This window comes from Pantoea sp. X-Soil-TKNS-1279, from assembly GCF_059730565.1.
Map to the genome: position 1 here is coordinate 3,583,718 of NZ_AP035948.1, position 16,077 is coordinate 3,599,794.

Sequence of the window (16,077 nt, forward strand, 5' to 3'; positions counted from 1 at the left end):
GTAATCATTATCAATAGCATTTACACTAAGATGTATCTTAGACAGCACAATTTGTTAACCATAGTTAACTTATTACTAATCAATTAATTAAGATGAGCGATGACATGGCACAGAAACCCGCGGTGAATATTCATTACTGTACGCAATGCAACTGGTTGCTGCGTTCAGCGTGGATGGCGCAGGAGTTGCTGCATACTTTTGCTGATGATTTAGCTTCGGTGACGTTACAACCCGGCACCGGAGGCGTGTTTGAAATCACCATCGATGGCAACGTGATTTGGGAACGCAAGCAGGAAGGCGGCTTCCCCGATGCGGCGGCGTTAAAGCAGCGGGTGCGGGATTATTGCTTCCCGGATCGGGAGCTGGGCCATGTGGATAAGAAGAAACCGGCGGGGAATTGATTCTTTCCATCAAAATGCGCGATAAATCGCGCACCTTTGCCAGCGCCGCTACGCCACTTCATGTTCCAACGGCCACAGCAGGCGATCCTGCGCGGTGCTCAACGCAACAATCGCCGGATGGTAAATCGCGAAGGGTTCCGCCAGTGGACACACCATATATCTGCCCTGCGCACTGGGGATAAACTCCGATCGCGGTAAAAAGGCTGCACCATCAAACCCCTGCTCCATCATTTCCAGCACCAGACGGGGTTCGGATACCTTGATACTGATGTTCACCTGTTCAAGGCTACTGAACAGCTTACTGCGCAGCACTTCATAGGTTCCTTCCCCACCAATGCGGTGTAGCAGAATCAGTGGAATGCCGCTGAGATCGGCAAACTGCAACGCTTTTCCCGCCAGCATTGGCGCGTAATGTGAAGAGATCACCGCAATGGTATCAATCGGTTCCAGCTCGCGCACAAACCACGCCTGACGATCGCCAGGGGTTTGCATCAACGCAATATCAACGGTGTTATCCAGCAGCATCGCTTCCAGATGGCTGGAGTCAGACACGATAACGTTAATATCCCAGTCGGGGCGGTTGCGGTAGTAATCCATCAGGATGGTATTGAAATAGCGCAGATACAGGTAGGAGATACCGATATTCACCCGACGCTGCTTACGCGTGGCAATGGTGATGGTCTGACGCTTCAGTTGATTGACCCGGCTCAGGATGTCGCATGCCTGACGATAAAGAAAAGTTCCGGCCTCGGTCAGCACCATACGGCGTGGGGTGCGGGTAAACAGCGGCGAACCAATTTCCTCTTCCAGTTCCTGGAGACGTTTACCCAGCGGCGGTTGTGCGATGTTCAATAGCTTTGCGGCTTTACTGATGGAGCCCTGTTCCGCTATTGTGCAAAAGTAATGCAATCGTTTGAGATCCATGATGCTCCGCGCCTCCTCGCGCCTGATACGACATGGCTAACCCCGATCCAACCGCGGCTGTCGTACTGCTTAATGAATAAACATCGTCCACAGATGGCTGATCGGCATCACCAGCACCAACGCGGGTAACATATTCGCCACCGGGAATGATTTAATTCCGGCGATACGGAAACCCGCCGCCAACATGATAAATCCACCCGCCGCGGTAAAGTCACTCATCATGGTTGCGGTGGTGTGCGGCATAATCAGTACTGCGGCTGACGCCAGTACCAGCTGAATGATGAGCTGTGGTACGGCAATCACCGCTACCGCATAACCCAGCAAGGTAGCAAAAATCGCGGCGGTGAAGATATCCATAATGGATTTAACAAACAGGATATTGGGATCGTGTGTCATCCCTTCGGTCATCGCCCCGATAATGCCGGTACCGCTGGCGCAGAACAACACCATAATCGCCACGTACTTCTCGGTAAAGGCCGCGCCCGTCAGACCGGTTTCGGTTTGTTCACCCTGGAAACGCCCAACCAGCCCTTTTGCCAGATTACCGAGGCGGCCAATTTTCTCCTCCAGAAACACCAGTTCACCGAGAGCGGCACCGATAATCAGCGCCAGAATCACCGCCGGTAAGCTGTGAATCTTACCAATCAATACAATCCCGAGGCCCATCGACGACAGGCCGAAGGTCATCGGCAGTGCTACGCGTAAGCGTTCCGGCACTTTGGTGCCGAGAAAAGCGCCTGCCATCCCACCAATCAGCACGGCGCTGCCGTTGACAAAGGGTCCCACTACCATAATTTACTCCTTAGGCTTCATTATGTTTTTCACCCCAGCGCTTCAGGTTGCCGACGTCGAGATCAAACAGGTCGAGGGCACGCGATACACTGTGATGCACCATTTCATCCACGGATTGTGGCTTCTGGTAAAAGGCCGGAACTGGCGGATAAACGATCCCGCCCATTTCCGTCACTGCCGCCATATTGCGAATGTGCACCAGATTGAGCGGCGTCTCACGTACCATCAGCACCAGCCGACGCCGCTCTTTCAGGATCACATCTGCTGCACGGGTCAGCAGATTGCCGGTCAGCCCATGTGCGATGGACGCCAGCGAATTCATTGAGCAGGGCGCAATCAGCATGCCGAGGGTCTTAAACGAGCCGCTGGAGATCGAGGCGCCGAGATTGCTGATGCTGTGCACCTCATCCGCCAAATCGGTAATCTCCTGCCGCTGCCAGGTGGTTTCCATGGAACGCGTCACCTCTGCACCTTTGGTCACCACCAGATGCACCTCAATATCCTGATCGCGCAGCAGTTGCAGCGCCTTCATGCCGTACTGAAAACCGGATGCGCCACTAATGCCGACGATAATGCGCCTTCTGCTCACTACAACCTCACTTACTCAAAATCGGGAAGGAAACGTTTTACATCTACCTCTTTGAACTTCGAACGTTCAAAGTGGGCTTTCATATGCCACGGCACGGTGCAGTCAAAGATGGTTTTGGTGGTCATCCCTTGCTGGGTAATGCTGGCGCTGTAGCCTGGCTGCTGCGATGGGTCGAGCGGATGGCAACGCACCCCGGCGATGGTGGCGATATCGACATCGCCCTGGAAGCGGGTCTGCATGGCCCACAGAATGTCGTCGGTGTCGAACACGTCCACGTCGTCATCCACCAGAATGACGTGTTTCAGTTCTGAGAACGCGGCAAAAGCAATCAGGGCAGCCTGACGCTGACGACCTTCATCCACTGGCGCTGATTTTTTAAACTGGATCACCGCCAGCAGTTTGCCGCCACCGGAGGTGTGCGCATTGACGTTCAGCACACGGCCTGGCATCGCGCGTTCCAGCATATCGAGAATACTGGCTTCGGTCGGGATACCGGCCATGCTGACGTGTTCGCCGCTTGGACCAAGGGTGGTTTGCAGAATCGGATGTTTACGGTGCGTCACCGCTTTCACCTTGATAACCGGCAGCTCGGCTTTCGCTTCGCCGGTATAACCCGGGAATTCCGGCATCGCTTTGCCGGTGTTGGTGTTCTGGTCTTCACGCACCCGCACATTTGGCAGCAGTTCGCCTTCAATCACGATTTCAGCGTGTGCAATGGCTTTCTCGTTGATGCTGACACAGGGAGCCAGTTCCACCGGTTTGCCACGTAATGCACCGGCAATGCTCAGCTCGTTAAAGCCCAGTGGAGTTGTTGGCGGCTCAAAGCAGGCGGCGATTTCGATTGCCGGGTCAACACCGATGCTGATGGAGATTGGCAGCGGTTTGCCGGCTTTTTCGGCTTTCTCACGGAAGGCATCAATATGGCGGCCTGGAGTCAGCCACATCGACAGTTCGTCGCGGCTCTGGATGCACAGACGGTGAATGGTGATATCCGATTCGTGAGTTTCCGGGTCGGAGGCGTAGCACATCCCCATGGTGAAGTAAGGACCGGCATCCTCTTCGGTATTGGTTGGCGCAGGCAGCAGGGTACGCAGATCAAAATTAGGGTCTTCCGCGTAATGCACCACTTCCTGACACAAGGGTTTCTCGCTGATCACTACCGGTGCCACCGCGTGATGCACCGAATCTTTCAGCAGAAAACCAAGTTTTTCCGGTGCGCAATCCAGCAGATGACCAACACGTTCACGGGTGGACATCAGGCCGGTCACCACGCGCACATCAGGAAAACCTTTCACCTTGTTGAACATCATCGCCGGGCCTTTGCGCGTCGGACGTTCACAGGTGCCGCCAGCACCAACATAGCGGTATACGCCGGAGAGTTCCGCATGGGGGTCGACTTCGGTATCGGTACTGACGAATTCGCCTTTCAGACTTTGCAGCAATGCGATAGCCGAACGCAGATCATGCACCGGCTGTTTTTTTGTTTCAGACATATTCTTTTCCCTTAACGCTTCAGAGTGAATGCGATGAGGGGAAAGTAGCGCTGAATAATTGCGGGAAAAACTACCGTTTATATTTACCACCCAAACCTTTTTGGTTTGGATGATATTTATGCTACAGGTTTGTTTTTATTTGTTTATTTAAATAAAACAATGTTGCAACAAATTTCGGCGTAAAAATGATTTAGATCAACTCTTTGCAATTTTTTCCGCAGCTTCATTCAGTGCGGCAATCACAATATTCAATGCATCTTCAGAAATATTTTCCTGCGCCAGACGATGATTTAACGTGAATTTAATATTGTGAATTGCCTGTTCTACTGCCGGAATGCTGCGATTATTGACCAGAATAGCCAGCGAGGTTAAGCGGCTAATAATGGTATCCACATTTTCACGATTTTCAGCCAGCAGCGCGCGGCCATTGTCGTTAAGCGTGTAGGCTTTACGCGACTCCTGCGCATCCACCACGCGAATGGCATCGGTTTCTTCCAGCAGCGTCAGGTTGGGGTAGATAATACCGGGACTGGGGGAGTACTCCCCTTTGGAGAGTTCTTCAACCGATTTGATCAGCTCATAGCCGTGAGCGTCGCTCTGGGCAAGAAAGTGCAGCATCAACAGGCGGATATCGCTGGCATCAAGCATACGTTCCCGACGCTTTTTACGTGCGCCTGCACAAAATGCACGCTGGGCGTGGTCGCCGTGCCAGGGAGAGTCGCGATGCTGTTTCATTGCCTGCCTGAGGGGTCGGTTAAGGGAGGTTGATAGTAGTCTGCCGCCTGGCAAAATTCAACACAGGCGGCAACTGGACGGGCAAGAGTCGGTTATTTCTGATGCCAGTAGGCGACAGCGCGAACAAAATCGGTATCTGCACCGCGACGCTGGGTAAAGTAATCGCTCAGCAGTTTCACCGCCTCACCTTCCCCGGTCAGCCAGATAAAGTACTCCTCGCTGGGGATGGAGATCTTATCCAGCTTTGCAATCAGCGCGCCGAGGTTATCGCTCTGCATGGTGCCGCTGCCCAGCCAGCTAATATTCACACCGTCGAGATCGCCCAGATAATCACGCCCGGTGGCCTCATCAACAAACGCCAGCAGATGCACCTCCTGCGCCTCAACTTCCGCCAGACGGCGTTTGATAGCGGGCAGACCGGTCTCATCAAAGACATAAACCTGGCAGCCATAATCAACCGGGACCACACAGGAACCGCGCGGGCCACCCATCGCCAACTGATCGCCCGGCTGCGCGTCGTTAGCCCAGCTACTGGCGACGCCGCCATCGTGGATATAGAAATCGAGGGTTAGCGAATCGACACCGTTAAATTCCAGCGGGGTGTAATCACGCGCGGCCGGACGTACGCCAGCAGGCCACACCACGCCTTCGTCGGTCATGGTCGGCAGTGTCAGCGCGCTACCCGGCTCCGGGAAGAACACTTTGATGTGGTCATCATAAGAAGGCGAGTTAAAACCGGCCAAATCGCTGCCGGTAAAAACGATACGCCAGAATTGTCCGGCGATGCGTGTTTTGCTCGCTACGGTAATGTGGCGAAAACGCAGTTCATTGCGTACGCGACGGGGTGCGCGTGGGTTGCCCGAAGAGGTCTGTTTTCTCAAGTCATATCTCCCGCGAGGATCAGCCGAGCATAATGCCGCCGTCCACCGCAATTTGTTGTCCGGTAATAAAGTCGTTTTGTATTAAGAACAGATAAGCGCTGGCGAGTTCATCAATCTCAGCGGTGCGTCCCAGCGGAATGATCTCAGCAAAGTGCTGCCGGGTTTGTTCCACCTGCTCCGCCGCCTGCTGTCGCCAGAACGGCGTCACCGTCCAGGTAGGGGCGACACAATTGACGCGCGCTTTGGGTGCCAGCTCCACCGCCAGGCCCTGCGCCAGCGACACAATGCCCTGATTACCCACATAACTGGCGCAGGCATCCTGAGCGCGGCCGCCGGTACCGGCGGTGAAGGTCAGAGAACCACCTGCCCGCACTTTTTCTGCCGCCAGTTTGCCAATCAGCACATTGGTGAGGAATTTTGAGTAAATCACTTTCTCAATCAGCGCCATATCGGCGCTGAGGAAACCACCGCCCATCGCATCGCCGACCATCGAAACCAGATGATCGAAGGCAGCGAGCTGTTTAAACGCACTGCGCAGTGCGTCATGATCGTGTGCATCGACCACCAGCGTCGCTACCTGAGCGCCCTGCTGCGTCAGCGTGGCTTGCGCCTGTGCCAGACGTTCGGCATTGCGACCGAGAAGGGTCAGTTGCGCCCCCTGCGCTGCCGCCAGTTGAGCCACCTGCCAGCCAATGCCGGAGCTGCCGCCAATCACCACCAGATGTTTAGCCTGTAATGATGCCATTCCCTGCTCCTCAGAATGCGGCCAGCGCTTCAGCCGCCAGTTCAGCCACCAGCGAATCGTTCGCGCCATGTGCCCCGCTCACGCCTACCGCGCCAATCACCTCGCCGTGCAACCACAGCGGAATGCCGCCTTCCAGCGGCGTCACACCCGGTGTGGCAAGAAAACTCGGGCTGCCGCTGTTGATAAAGCTTTCAAACTCTTTCGAAGGAGCGCGCAGCAACGCGGCAGTCCGCGCTTTACCCTGCGCGACACTCGGGCTGATGCCAATTGCCGCATCGCTGCGGTCAAGACTGACCAACTCACCGGCGCGATCTACCACCGCTACGCTGATATGCCAGTCATGCTGTGCAGCGGTTTCCAGTGCTGCCGAGATAACGGTGCGTGCCGCCGCCAGCGAAATCGAGTGATAGGTCCGGGCCAGCACTGCGCTGGTCGATTCAGGTTTTTTATCCATTATTTTGCCTCGCGTCGGGCGTCAGAAGCCCGCGCATGAATCAAATATGAAAGCGAAACTCATTCTCATCTGACGCTGGACAGAATAGTTATGATATATCTTAAGCGCAATGCCGAAAAATGCTATCTACGTACGCAGATATATCCAGCTATCCGTAGCGGCGCGATGTATCGCGCGGAATTTCGTGCGGACTGATTCCCTCATCCCGGCCTTCTCCCGCCAGCGGGAGAAGGAGAAGTGCAACCTATTTACTCCGCTACGCCAGCGCATACACAGCTTTACACTCCAGACCTTTCTCATTTCATTAGCAACTGCTATAAAGTATAGCAATTGCTATATCAGATCGATTTTCAATCACTTCGGAACTGACGGTATGAAAATGATGAAAGGAATCGTGCTCGGCGCGCTGCTGAGCACGTTGTTCAACCCCGGCGCTTACGCCCGCGAAAAACTGCAGGTCATCACCACCTTTACGGTGATCGCCGATATGGCGAAAAACGTCGCCGGGGATGCCGCAGAGGTGAGTTCCATCACCAAACCGGGGGCAGAAATTCATGAATACCAGCCGACGCCAGGCGATATCAAACGCGCGCAGGGTGCTCAGCTGATTCTCGCCAACGGGATGAACCTCGAACTGTGGTTCCGTCGTTTTTATCAGCACTTAAAAGATGTGCCCGAGGTTATCGTCACCCAGGGCGTGACACCGATGGGCATCACCGAAGGCCCGTACAACGGCAAACCGAATCCTCACGCCTGGATGTCACCCGATAACGCGCTGATTTACGTCGATAATATTCGCGATGCGCTGGTGAAATACGATCCAGACAATGCAGCGATCTATCAGCGCAACGCCGCCGCTTACAAACAAAAAATCACTGATACGCTGCAACCACTGCGTCAGCAGGTAGCACAACTGCCGGAAAACAAACGCTGGCTGGTGTCGAGCGAAGGTGCATTTTCCTATCTGGCGCGCGATCTGGGGCTGAAAGAACTCTATCTGTGGCCGATTAATGCCGATTCGCAAGGCACACCACAGCAGGTTCGTCGGGTGATTGACCGCGTGCGTGCGGATCAGATCCCCGCCGTGTTCAGTGAAAGCACGGTATCCGATAAAGCGGCACGTCAGGTGGCACGCGAAACCGGCGCGCATTATGGCGGCGTGTTGTATGTCGACTCGCTGAGCGGCCCTGATGGCCCGGTGCCGACCTATCTCGACCTGCTCAACGTCACCACCCGCACCCTGGTGCAAGGCATCAAAGACGGTTTGAAGGAGTAATCCATGACAAAGCTGCCAGCGATTAGCGCTTCCGGGGTCAGCGTCACTTACCGTAACGGACACACGGCGCTGCGTGAGGCCAATTTTAACGTACCAGGCGGCTCGATCGCTGCCCTGGTCGGGGTTAACGGTTCCGGCAAATCAACGCTGTTCAAAGCGGTGATGGGCTTTGTGCGCCTGGCACAGGGAGAAATCCGCATTCTCGGCATGCCGACGCGCCAGGCGCTGCGGCGCAATCTGGTTGCCTACGTGCCCCAGGCCGAAGAGGTTGACTGGTCCTTTCCGGTGCTGGTCGAAGACGTGGTGATGATGGGGCGTTATGGCCATATGGGGATGCTGCGTATCGCCAAAGAGCACGATCACGCCATCGTCAATGCCGCTCTGGAACGGGTTGATATGCTGGCCTTTCGCCAACGCCAGATTGGCGAGCTGTCCGGTGGGCAGAAAAAACGCGTGTTTCTGGCACGCGCGATAGCCCAGCAGGGAGAAGTCATCCTGCTGGATGAACCTTTCACCGGGGTGGATGTGCAGACGGAGGCGAAGATCATCAGCCTGCTGGGTGAGCTGCGAGACGAGGGCAAAACCATGCTGGTATCGACCCATAACCTCGGTTCCGTTACCGAATTCTGTGACTACACGGTGATGGTGAAAGGCACGGTACTGGCAAGCGGCCCAACTGCCACCACCTTCACGGCGGAAAATCTCGAACGTGCCTTTAGCGGGGTGCTGCGCCATGTGGTGCTGAACGGCTCGGAAGACCGCATCATCACCGATGATGAACGGCCGTTTGTGTCACATCTGCCGCCAGGCAGTGAGAGGGCCTGACTATGCAATGGCTGATGGAACCCTTTACCTACCAATACATGCTGAACGCCATGTGGGTATCGGCACTGGTTGGCGGGATATGCGCTTTTCTCTCCTGCTATCTGATGCTGAAAGGTTGGTCGCTGATTGGCGATGCGTTGTCGCACTCCATTGTGCCCGGCGTGGCAGGCGCATATATGCTCGGTTTACCCTTCGCCCTCGGTGCCTTTCTCTCGGGAGGATTGGCCGCGGGCAGCATGTTGTTTCTCAACCAGCGTACTCGCTTAAAAGAGGATGCGATTATCGGTCTGATTTTCTCCTCGTTCTTCGGTCTCGGGCTGTTTATGGTGTCGCTAAATCCGACAGCGGTGAATATCCAAACCATTGTATTAGGTAACATTCTCGCCATCGCTCCCGCCGATATCCTGCAACTGACGCTGATTGGCGCAGTCTCCATTTGCGTGCTGTTTTTCAAATGGAAAGATCTGCTGGTGACCTTTTTTGATGAGAACCATGCGCGCGCCATCGGCCTCAATCCACAACGGTTGAAGCTGCTGTTTTTCACCCTGCTGGCGCTCTCCACCGTGGCAGCGCTACAAACTGTCGGCGCATTTCTGGTTATCTGCCTGGTGGTGACACCGGGGGCTACCGCCTGGCTGTTGACCGATCGCTTCCCGCGTCTGCTGGCTATCGCCGTGGCTATCGGCAGCGTCACCAGTTTTCTTGGTGCCTGGGCCAGCTATTATCTTGACGGTGCCACCGGCGGTATCATCGTAGTGGCACAAACGCTGTTGTTTTTGCTGGCATTTGTCTTTGCTCCGCAGCAGGGGCTGCTGGCGCAACGCCGCCGCGCCCGCGCGCATCAGGAGGATATCCCATGCTGACGCTGCTGCTGGAACCTTTCCAGTTTGCCTTTATGAATCAGGCATTGTTGATTGCGCTGGTGGTGGCAATTCCCTGCGCGTTGTTATCCGTATTTCTGGTGCTGAAAGGCTGGGCCTTGATGGGCGATGCCATGAGTCATGCCGTGTTTCCGGGGATTGTGCTGGCGTGGATACTCGGTCTGCCACTGGCGCTGGGCGCTTTTGTTGCCGGCGTATTTTGCGCTGTCGCCAGCGGCTACCTGAAGGACAACAGCCGCATCAAGCAGGATACGGTGATGGGCATTGTGTTTTCCGGGATGTTCGCGGTCGGGTTGATTCTGTATATCGCCACCAAACCGGAAGTCCATCTGGATCATATCCTGTTCGGCGATATGTTGGGCATCACCCTCGGCGACATGGTGCAAACCACGCTTATCGCAGCGGTGATTTTGCTGATCATGGCGGTGAAGTGGCGGGATTTTTTGTTGTTCTGCTTCGATCAACAACAGGCACAGGCCAGCGGCTTGCGCACCGGCTGGTTACATTACGGCCTGCTGTGCATGGTCGCGCTGACCATCGTCGCCACCATGAAGGCGGTGGGCATTATTTTGTCGGTGTCGTTGCTGATTGCGCCGGGGGCAATTGCCTTGCTGCTGACGCAACGCTTTTCACACGCGCTGATGGCGGCGGTGACGGTGGCGGTGCTGGTTTCGCTTAGCGGGGTGTATCTGTCGTTTTATCTGGATAGCGCACCTGCGCCCACCATCGTGGTGTTATTTTCCGCGGTGTTTATCGTCGCGTTTATCCGTGCCAGCTTGCTGGCGCGGCGGGCTGAACGTCAGACGCTGCAAACTTAGTTTTGCAGCGCGTCGTTGTGACCACACTCCAGCATGCCGCCATTATTTTGCGGTAACGGGTTATCACCGGAAATCTCATGCTGTTGGCAGCTCTGGTGCGGATGCAAACCGGCTGGCGGTGAGAATGGTTCAGAGAGCTGAGCGCCGGCAATAGCCGAAAACGCGGTCAGCGCTGTCACAAGGAACAACGGTAAAAGTCGCATCATTTTTCTTCTCTTTAGTGGTCCGGGCTGGACCAGGAATGCAGGTGATTATTCAGCCTGATTCGGGGGCGTCAGGGTTTTACGCGGGGGATCAGGTTTCGATGGAGAATTTTACGCCGGTTATGGGAAGTATTTTATAAAATCGTGCGGTTTATCACAGTTCACCGCACGAATTATGCATTATCCGGCACTAACCGGAATGAAGAAGGTGCCGGTTAACAGATCCGGGGTGCTGTTTTTCAGATCAAGACGTAGCAGATCCTTGCCCTCACGACGGGCAACGCCCAACGCCGGTAGATGGATATAGTACATATCGGCGGTAAAGGCGTTGATCTGCTCCGGCATACCCTGCCAGTCAATTTCCGCATACAAACCACTTTCACCGGTCCAGTTCACCGCATTACCCGGCAGCACATCGCCATGCTGGCTTTCCAGCGCCTGAAACAGGCTGATATGTTGCTGGTCGGCGGAGCCTTCCCCCGGACTGAACTGAAAACCGAGCCAGCCTTTGTTCACATGCTGTCCGGCAAAAGCCACGAAATCGCGCGCATGTTGGGCGACCACATCACCATGATCGTGGATGTACTCCCCAAAACGACATTCCCATTCAATCACTTCACCGCACAGGCGCAACTCGGGCTTCTCCGCCAGCCGCACGTCAACCCAGCGATGCTGCGTGGGGATGCGACTGTGGAAATCCTTTAACTGAAGTTCCGGAATGCGGCGATATGCACCCGGGGTCAGCGAGAAATGGTTTTTGAACACGCGGGTGAAATTCTGTTGGTTATCAAAACCAAAACGCACGGCGATATCAATCAACGGCATACGCGTCAGGCGCAGCGCCATCGCTGACATGGTCAGACGACGCTTGCGGGTGTACGACGCCAGCGTTTGTCCGGTCATTTCTTTGAACATGCGCTGCATGTGCCATTTGGAATAACCGGATTTCAGGCTAATCAGATCGATGTTGAGTTCGTCGGTCAGGTTCGCTTCAATCCAGTCCACCAAATCGTTGATGTACTGTTTTTTCAGAGTCAGGCTAAGCATTTTCTGTGATGATCGAAAGGAAATGGAGACGCAGAATTGCGTATTCGGTCACACAAATATAACAAAAATGTATTGCTAATGTAAGGAAGGGTAAAGAAAGCGCAATGGGAAAAGCATTAATTGCTTAGTTCGCTAATATTTTCGCCAGCAATGAATGCTGACGCAGATCACGTAGCGGCGCGATTTCTCGCGCAATTTCGTGCGCGATGTCAGAAAAAAACGCGCGATAAATCACGCCGCTACATTTTTGATCAATGCGAGCGCATCCCCGCGGCCGTCATCATCATACGAAACAGCGATGCCACCACACCGAGTGCCAGCACGCTTGCAGCGTAAATAATCACCAGCCACACTACCCGCTTCCACAGTGGTGCTTTCACTTCAGTGTGTCCTGACATATCAATGATATCCTTCGTTGGCTTTCACTTTTCCCCGGAACACGTAGTAGCTCCAGAAGGTATACATCAGGATCACCGGGATAATCAGCAGCCCCCCCACCAGCATAAATGCCTGGCTGATCGCCGGTGATGCTGCCTGCCACAGGGTGATGGAAGGCGGAATGATATAGGGCCACACGCTTATCCCCAGGCCAGAAAAGCCGAGGAAAATAAGCAGCAACGTCAGCAGGAACGGGCTGTAGTGTGCTTCGCGTTTGATGCCCCGCACAATGCCCCACGCACACACCAGCACCAACACCGGAACCGGCAGGAACCAGAACAGATTTGGCAGGCTGAACCAGCGTTGTGCAATGGCTTGATGGCTGAACGGCGTCCACAGGCTAATAATGCCGACAATCACCAGCAAGGCGATTACCAGCGGCGTTGCCAGCGCTGACATCTTACGATGCAGGTCGTGCTCGGTTTTCATAATCAGCCAGGTACAGCCGAGCAACGCATACGCCACCACCAGACCAACACCGCAGAACAGCGGGAACGGTGCCAGCCAGTCCAGGGGGCCACCCGCGAAGGTACGGCCACTGACCGGAAAGCCGTTGATGATGGCACCGACAGAGACACCCTGGCTGAAGGTGGCGAGAATCGAACCGCCGATAAAGGCTTTGTCCCAGAAAGGACGGTGTGATTCGGTTGCTTTGAAGCGGAATTCGAACGCCACGCCACGGAAAATCAGGCCAATCAGCATCACCGTCAGCGGGATAGTTAACGCGTCGGCAATCACCGAGTAGGCCAGCGGGAACGCCCCGTACAGCCCGGCACCGCCGAGGATCAACCAGGTTTCGTTGCCGTCCCAGACCGGGGCCACGGTATTGACCATCATGTCGCGTTCAACCGCATCTTTGTTGAACGGGAACAGCAAACCGATACCGAGATCAAAGCCATCCATCACGATATACATCAGGATGGCGAAGACGATGATCGCAAACCAGATAATTGAAAAATCGATCATTTAGCGTTCTCCTTCCTGATGAGATACGGCAGACAGTGGACGTGCCGGGGTGTTGCTCTGACCCGGACCACCCGGATTCACATCGTGACCTTCACCGACTTTCGGCCCCTGCTTTATCAGACGCATCATGTAGACATAGCCCACACCGAATACCGAGCTGTACACGAGGATAAACGCCAACAGGCTGATGCTCATATGCAGGTCACCGTGGGCGGAAACCGCATCAATAGTGCGCTGCACGCCGTACACCACCCACGGCTGACGGCCAATTTCTGTGGTGAACCAGCCCGCCAGAATCGCCAGCAGTCCCGAGGGTCCCATTAGCAGCGCAAACCACAGGAATGGGCGCGACTGATACAGGCGGCCTTTGAAACGTAGCCACAGGCTGACCACGCCAAGGGTGATCATCAGCAAGCCCAGCGCCACCATCACGCGGAACGACCAGAACACCACGGTGGAATTTGGCCGATCTTCTTTCGGGAACGACTTCAGTGCCGGAACCTGTTTATCGAGGCTGTGGGTCAGAATCAGGCTGCCGAGATAAGGGATTTCCAGCGCGTATTTGGTGCGCTCCTGCTCCATATCCGGAATACCGAACAAAATCAACGGGGTGGCTTCACCTGGCGGATTTTCCCAGTGTCCTTCAATCGCCGCGATTTTCGCTGGCTGATGTTCAAGGGTGTTCAGACCGTGCGCGTCACCGATCATCGCCTGAATCGGCGAAACGATCAGCGCCATCCACAGCGCCATAGAAAACATCTTGCGAATGGCCGGGTTGTCATTCCCTTTCAACAGATGCCATGCCGCTGATGCCCCGACAAAAAAGGCGCTGGCGAGGAACGCCGCCGTTGACATATGCAGCAAACGATACGGGAACGAGGGGTTGAAAACGATTTTCAACCAATCCTGCGGCACCACGATACCGTTCTCAATGATGTAACCCTGTGGGGTATGCATCCAACTGTTGGATGCCAGAATCCAGAAGGTAGAGATGATGGTGCCCAGCGCCACCATGCAGGTGGCAAAGAAGTGCAGGCCCGGGCCAACACGGTTCCAGCCGAACAGCATTACACCGAGAAAACCGGCTTCAAGGAAGAAGGCGGTCAAGACTTCATAGGTCAGCAACGGGCCGGTGATGCTCCCCGCAAACTGTGAAAAGCCGCTCCAGTTAGTACCAAACTGATACGCCATCACCAGGCCAGAAACCACGCCCATACCGAAGTTGACGGCAAAGACTTTGGACCAGAAATGGTAGAGATCGCGATAGGTTTCGTTACGGGATTTCAGCCACAGACCTTCCAGCACCGCCAAAAAGCTGGCAAGACCGATGGTGATGGCCGGGAAAATGATATGAAAGGAGACAGTAAACGCGAACTGTATCCTTGCCAGGTGAAAAGCATCTAATCCGAACATTGCTTACGACTTCGCTACAACAGAAGAGAGGGATCACAACTGTAAAAGGAAGTGGTGAAAACAGAAATAAACAGTGGGGAGCGATAAAACTATAACAAAACAACGCGGACCTTTAGTTTTGGCACCAGGATAAAAAGTTATTAACCCTCTGCGGCATGCGATTTGCCAGATGTTAAAAGCTGTGCTTTGTTAGAGCGGCAATACCATCTGGTTAATCAGCGAAGGAGAGGTTATGACACGTCTTACCGCACAGGATTTTCCGCAGGAACTGCTGGAGCTTTACGACTACTACGCCCACGGCAAAATCAGCAAACGCGAGTTCATCGCGCTGGCCGCGAAGTTCACCATCGCCGGGATGACGGGCGCGGCGCTGCTCAGCGCGATGAGCCCGAACTATGCGCTGGCGCAGCAGGTAGAATTTACCGATCCCGACATTGTCCCCGAATACATCCACTATCCATCGCCACAAGGCCACGGCGAAGTGCGCGGTTATCTGGTGCGTCCGGCGAAAACCAGTGGCAAAGTGCCTGCGGTGGTGGTGGTGCATGAGAACCGCGGCCTGAACCCCTATATCGAAGACGTGGCGCGCCGCGTAGCAAAAGCGGGCTATATCGCGCTGGCCCCTGATGGCCTGAGTTCAGTGGGGGGCTATCCGGGCAACGATGAAGAAGGCAAAGCGATGCAGGCGAAGATCGATCCGGTCAAGCTGATGAATGATTTCTTCGCGGCGGTAGATTTTCTGATGCACCACGAAGCGGGCACCGGCAAAGTCGGCATCACCGGTTTTTGTTATGGCGGCGGGGTCGCCAACGCCGCCGCCGTGGCCTTCCCGGAACTGGCCTGCGCGGTGCCGTTTTATGGCCGCCAGCCGAAGGCGGAGGATGTCCCGCGCATTCAGGCTCCGCTGCTGCTGCATTACGCTGAGCTGGATAAAGGTATCAATGAGGGCTGGCCGGCTTATGAAGCCGCATTGAAAGCCAATCATAAAGTGTATGAGGCGTACATTTATCCCGGCGTGAACCACGGTTTCCATAATGATTCGACACCGCGTTACGACAAGGCGGCAGCCGAGTTGGCGTGGAGCCGCACATTAGGATGGTTTGAAAAATATTTGCACGGTTAACCCATTCCGCACGTAGCGGCGCGATTTATCGCGCGGATTTTTCTGGCACCACGCACGGAACCGCGCGATAAAT

The 16,077-nt window shown here is 54.9% G+C and carries 19 protein-coding genes; 6 read left to right on the forward strand and 13 right to left on the reverse strand.

What is annotated here, in order from left to right; translation table 11 throughout:
- Nucleotides 1-104 precede the first annotated feature (104 nt).
- Nucleotides 105-401, forward strand: a complete 297-nt coding sequence (locus tag AC6I8N_RS16655) for an Rdx family protein (RefSeq protein WP_497829500.1) — start codon at nucleotides 105-107, stop codon at nucleotides 399-401.
- 48 nt (nucleotides 402-449) lie between these two features.
- Here the strand turns inward: AC6I8N_RS16655 and AC6I8N_RS16660 are convergent, their stop codons facing one another.
- The 8 genes from AC6I8N_RS16660 to AC6I8N_RS16695 all read right to left on the reverse strand — a co-directional run bounded on the left by AC6I8N_RS16660 (nucleotide 450) and on the right by AC6I8N_RS16695 (nucleotide 7,014).
- Nucleotides 450-1,325, reverse strand: a complete 876-nt coding sequence (locus AC6I8N_RS16660) for a LysR family transcriptional regulator (protein WP_021186381.1) — start codon at nucleotides 1,323-1,325, stop codon at nucleotides 450-452.
- A gap of 69 nt (nucleotides 1,326-1,394) precedes the next feature.
- Nucleotides 1,395-2,117, reverse strand: coding sequence for a DUF554 domain-containing protein (locus AC6I8N_RS16665; RefSeq protein WP_208723640.1), 723 nt, complete (start codon nucleotides 2,115-2,117; stop codon nucleotides 1,395-1,397).
- 10 nt (nucleotides 2,118-2,127) lie between these two features.
- Nucleotides 2,128-2,706 carry a UbiX family flavin prenyltransferase gene (locus AC6I8N_RS16670; RefSeq protein ID WP_021186379.1) on the reverse strand — a complete coding sequence of 193 codons (579 nt, stop codon included), beginning with the start codon at nucleotides 2,704-2,706 and terminating at the stop codon, nucleotides 2,128-2,130.
- 11 nt (nucleotides 2,707-2,717) lie between these two features.
- Nucleotides 2,718-4,199: a UbiD family decarboxylase gene (locus AC6I8N_RS16675; protein WP_021186378.1), complete on the reverse strand. Its 1,482-nt coding sequence runs from the start codon at nucleotides 4,197-4,199 to the stop codon at nucleotides 2,718-2,720.
- 195 nt (nucleotides 4,200-4,394) lie between these two features.
- Complete coding sequence (locus AC6I8N_RS16680) at nucleotides 4,395-4,934, reverse strand: PadR family transcriptional regulator (protein ID WP_497829501.1); 540 nt, start codon at nucleotides 4,932-4,934, stop codon at nucleotides 4,395-4,397.
- Between the two features lie 92 nt (nucleotides 4,935-5,026).
- A complete protein-coding gene (locus AC6I8N_RS16685; RefSeq protein WP_497829502.1) occupies nucleotides 5,027-5,815 on the reverse strand; it encodes a siderophore-interacting protein in 789 nt (262 codons plus the stop codon).
- 19 nt (nucleotides 5,816-5,834) lie between these two features.
- Nucleotides 5,835-6,629, reverse strand: a complete 795-nt coding sequence (locus AC6I8N_RS16690; protein ID WP_497829503.1) for an SDR family oxidoreductase — start codon at nucleotides 6,627-6,629, stop codon at nucleotides 5,835-5,837.
- The gene (locus AC6I8N_RS16695; protein ID WP_497829504.1) at nucleotides 6,571-7,014 is read right to left on the reverse strand and encodes a GlcG/HbpS family heme-binding protein; all 444 of its coding nucleotides are present in this window, start codon (nucleotides 7,012-7,014) and stop codon (nucleotides 6,571-6,573) included. The genes AC6I8N_RS16690 and AC6I8N_RS16695 overlap by 59 nt, the downstream gene beginning before the upstream one ends.
- A 373-nt stretch (nucleotides 7,015-7,387) precedes the next feature.
- Between AC6I8N_RS16695 and AC6I8N_RS16700 the strand changes: the two genes are divergently transcribed.
- The 4 genes from AC6I8N_RS16700 to AC6I8N_RS16715 are packed head-to-tail and all read left to right on the forward strand — an operon-like array spanning nucleotide 7,388 to nucleotide 10,814.
- Nucleotides 7,388-8,290: a metal ABC transporter substrate-binding protein gene (locus AC6I8N_RS16700; RefSeq protein ID WP_497829505.1), complete on the forward strand. Its 903-nt coding sequence runs from the start codon at nucleotides 7,388-7,390 to the stop codon at nucleotides 8,288-8,290.
- A 3-nt stretch (nucleotides 8,291-8,293) separates the two neighbouring features.
- A complete protein-coding gene (locus AC6I8N_RS16705) occupies nucleotides 8,294-9,115 on the forward strand; it encodes a manganese/iron ABC transporter ATP-binding protein (protein WP_021186372.1) in 822 nt (273 codons plus the stop codon).
- Nucleotides 9,116-9,117: 2 nt separating this feature from the next.
- Nucleotides 9,118-9,978 carry a metal ABC transporter permease gene (gene sitC, locus AC6I8N_RS16710; protein ID WP_208723636.1) on the forward strand — a complete coding sequence of 287 codons (861 nt, stop codon included), beginning with the start codon at nucleotides 9,118-9,120 and terminating at the stop codon, nucleotides 9,976-9,978.
- A complete protein-coding gene (locus AC6I8N_RS16715) occupies nucleotides 9,972-10,814 on the forward strand; it encodes a metal ABC transporter permease (RefSeq protein ID WP_497829506.1) in 843 nt (280 codons plus the stop codon). The genes sitC and AC6I8N_RS16715 overlap by 7 nt, the downstream gene beginning before the upstream one ends.
- Here the strand turns inward: AC6I8N_RS16715 and AC6I8N_RS16720 are convergent.
- The 5 genes from AC6I8N_RS16720 to AC6I8N_RS16740 all read right to left on the reverse strand — a co-directional run bounded on the left by AC6I8N_RS16720 (nucleotide 10,811) and on the right by AC6I8N_RS16740 (nucleotide 14,881).
- The gene (locus AC6I8N_RS16720; RefSeq protein WP_021186369.1) at nucleotides 10,811-11,020 is read right to left on the reverse strand and encodes a hypothetical protein; all 210 of its coding nucleotides are present in this window, start codon (nucleotides 11,018-11,020) and stop codon (nucleotides 10,811-10,813) included. The two genes, AC6I8N_RS16715 and AC6I8N_RS16720, sit on opposite strands and share 4 nt — an antisense overlap.
- A gap of 177 nt (nucleotides 11,021-11,197) precedes the next feature.
- Complete coding sequence (locus AC6I8N_RS16725; protein ID WP_497829507.1) at nucleotides 11,198-12,064, reverse strand: helix-turn-helix domain-containing protein; 867 nt, start codon at nucleotides 12,062-12,064, stop codon at nucleotides 11,198-11,200.
- Between the two features lie 251 nt (nucleotides 12,065-12,315).
- Entirely contained in the window at nucleotides 12,316-12,462 is a 147-nt protein-coding gene (locus AC6I8N_RS16730; RefSeq protein WP_497829508.1) for a DUF2474 domain-containing protein, read from the reverse strand.
- Between the two features lies 1 nt (nucleotide 12,463).
- Nucleotides 12,464-13,468 (reverse strand): cytochrome d ubiquinol oxidase subunit II, encoded by a 1,005-nt coding sequence (cydB, locus tag AC6I8N_RS16735; RefSeq protein WP_021186366.1) that lies wholly within the window; start codon nucleotides 13,466-13,468, stop codon nucleotides 12,464-12,466.
- Nucleotides 13,469-14,881 (reverse strand): cytochrome ubiquinol oxidase subunit I, encoded by a 1,413-nt coding sequence (locus tag AC6I8N_RS16740; RefSeq protein ID WP_021186365.1) that lies wholly within the window; start codon nucleotides 14,879-14,881, stop codon nucleotides 13,469-13,471.
- A gap of 232 nt (nucleotides 14,882-15,113) precedes the next feature.
- Between AC6I8N_RS16740 and yghX the strand changes: the two genes are divergently transcribed.
- Nucleotides 15,114-16,004, forward strand: coding sequence for a YghX family hydrolase (gene yghX, locus AC6I8N_RS16745; protein WP_021186364.1), 891 nt, complete (start codon nucleotides 15,114-15,116; stop codon nucleotides 16,002-16,004).
- The last annotated feature ends 73 nt before the right edge of the window (nucleotides 16,005-16,077 follow it).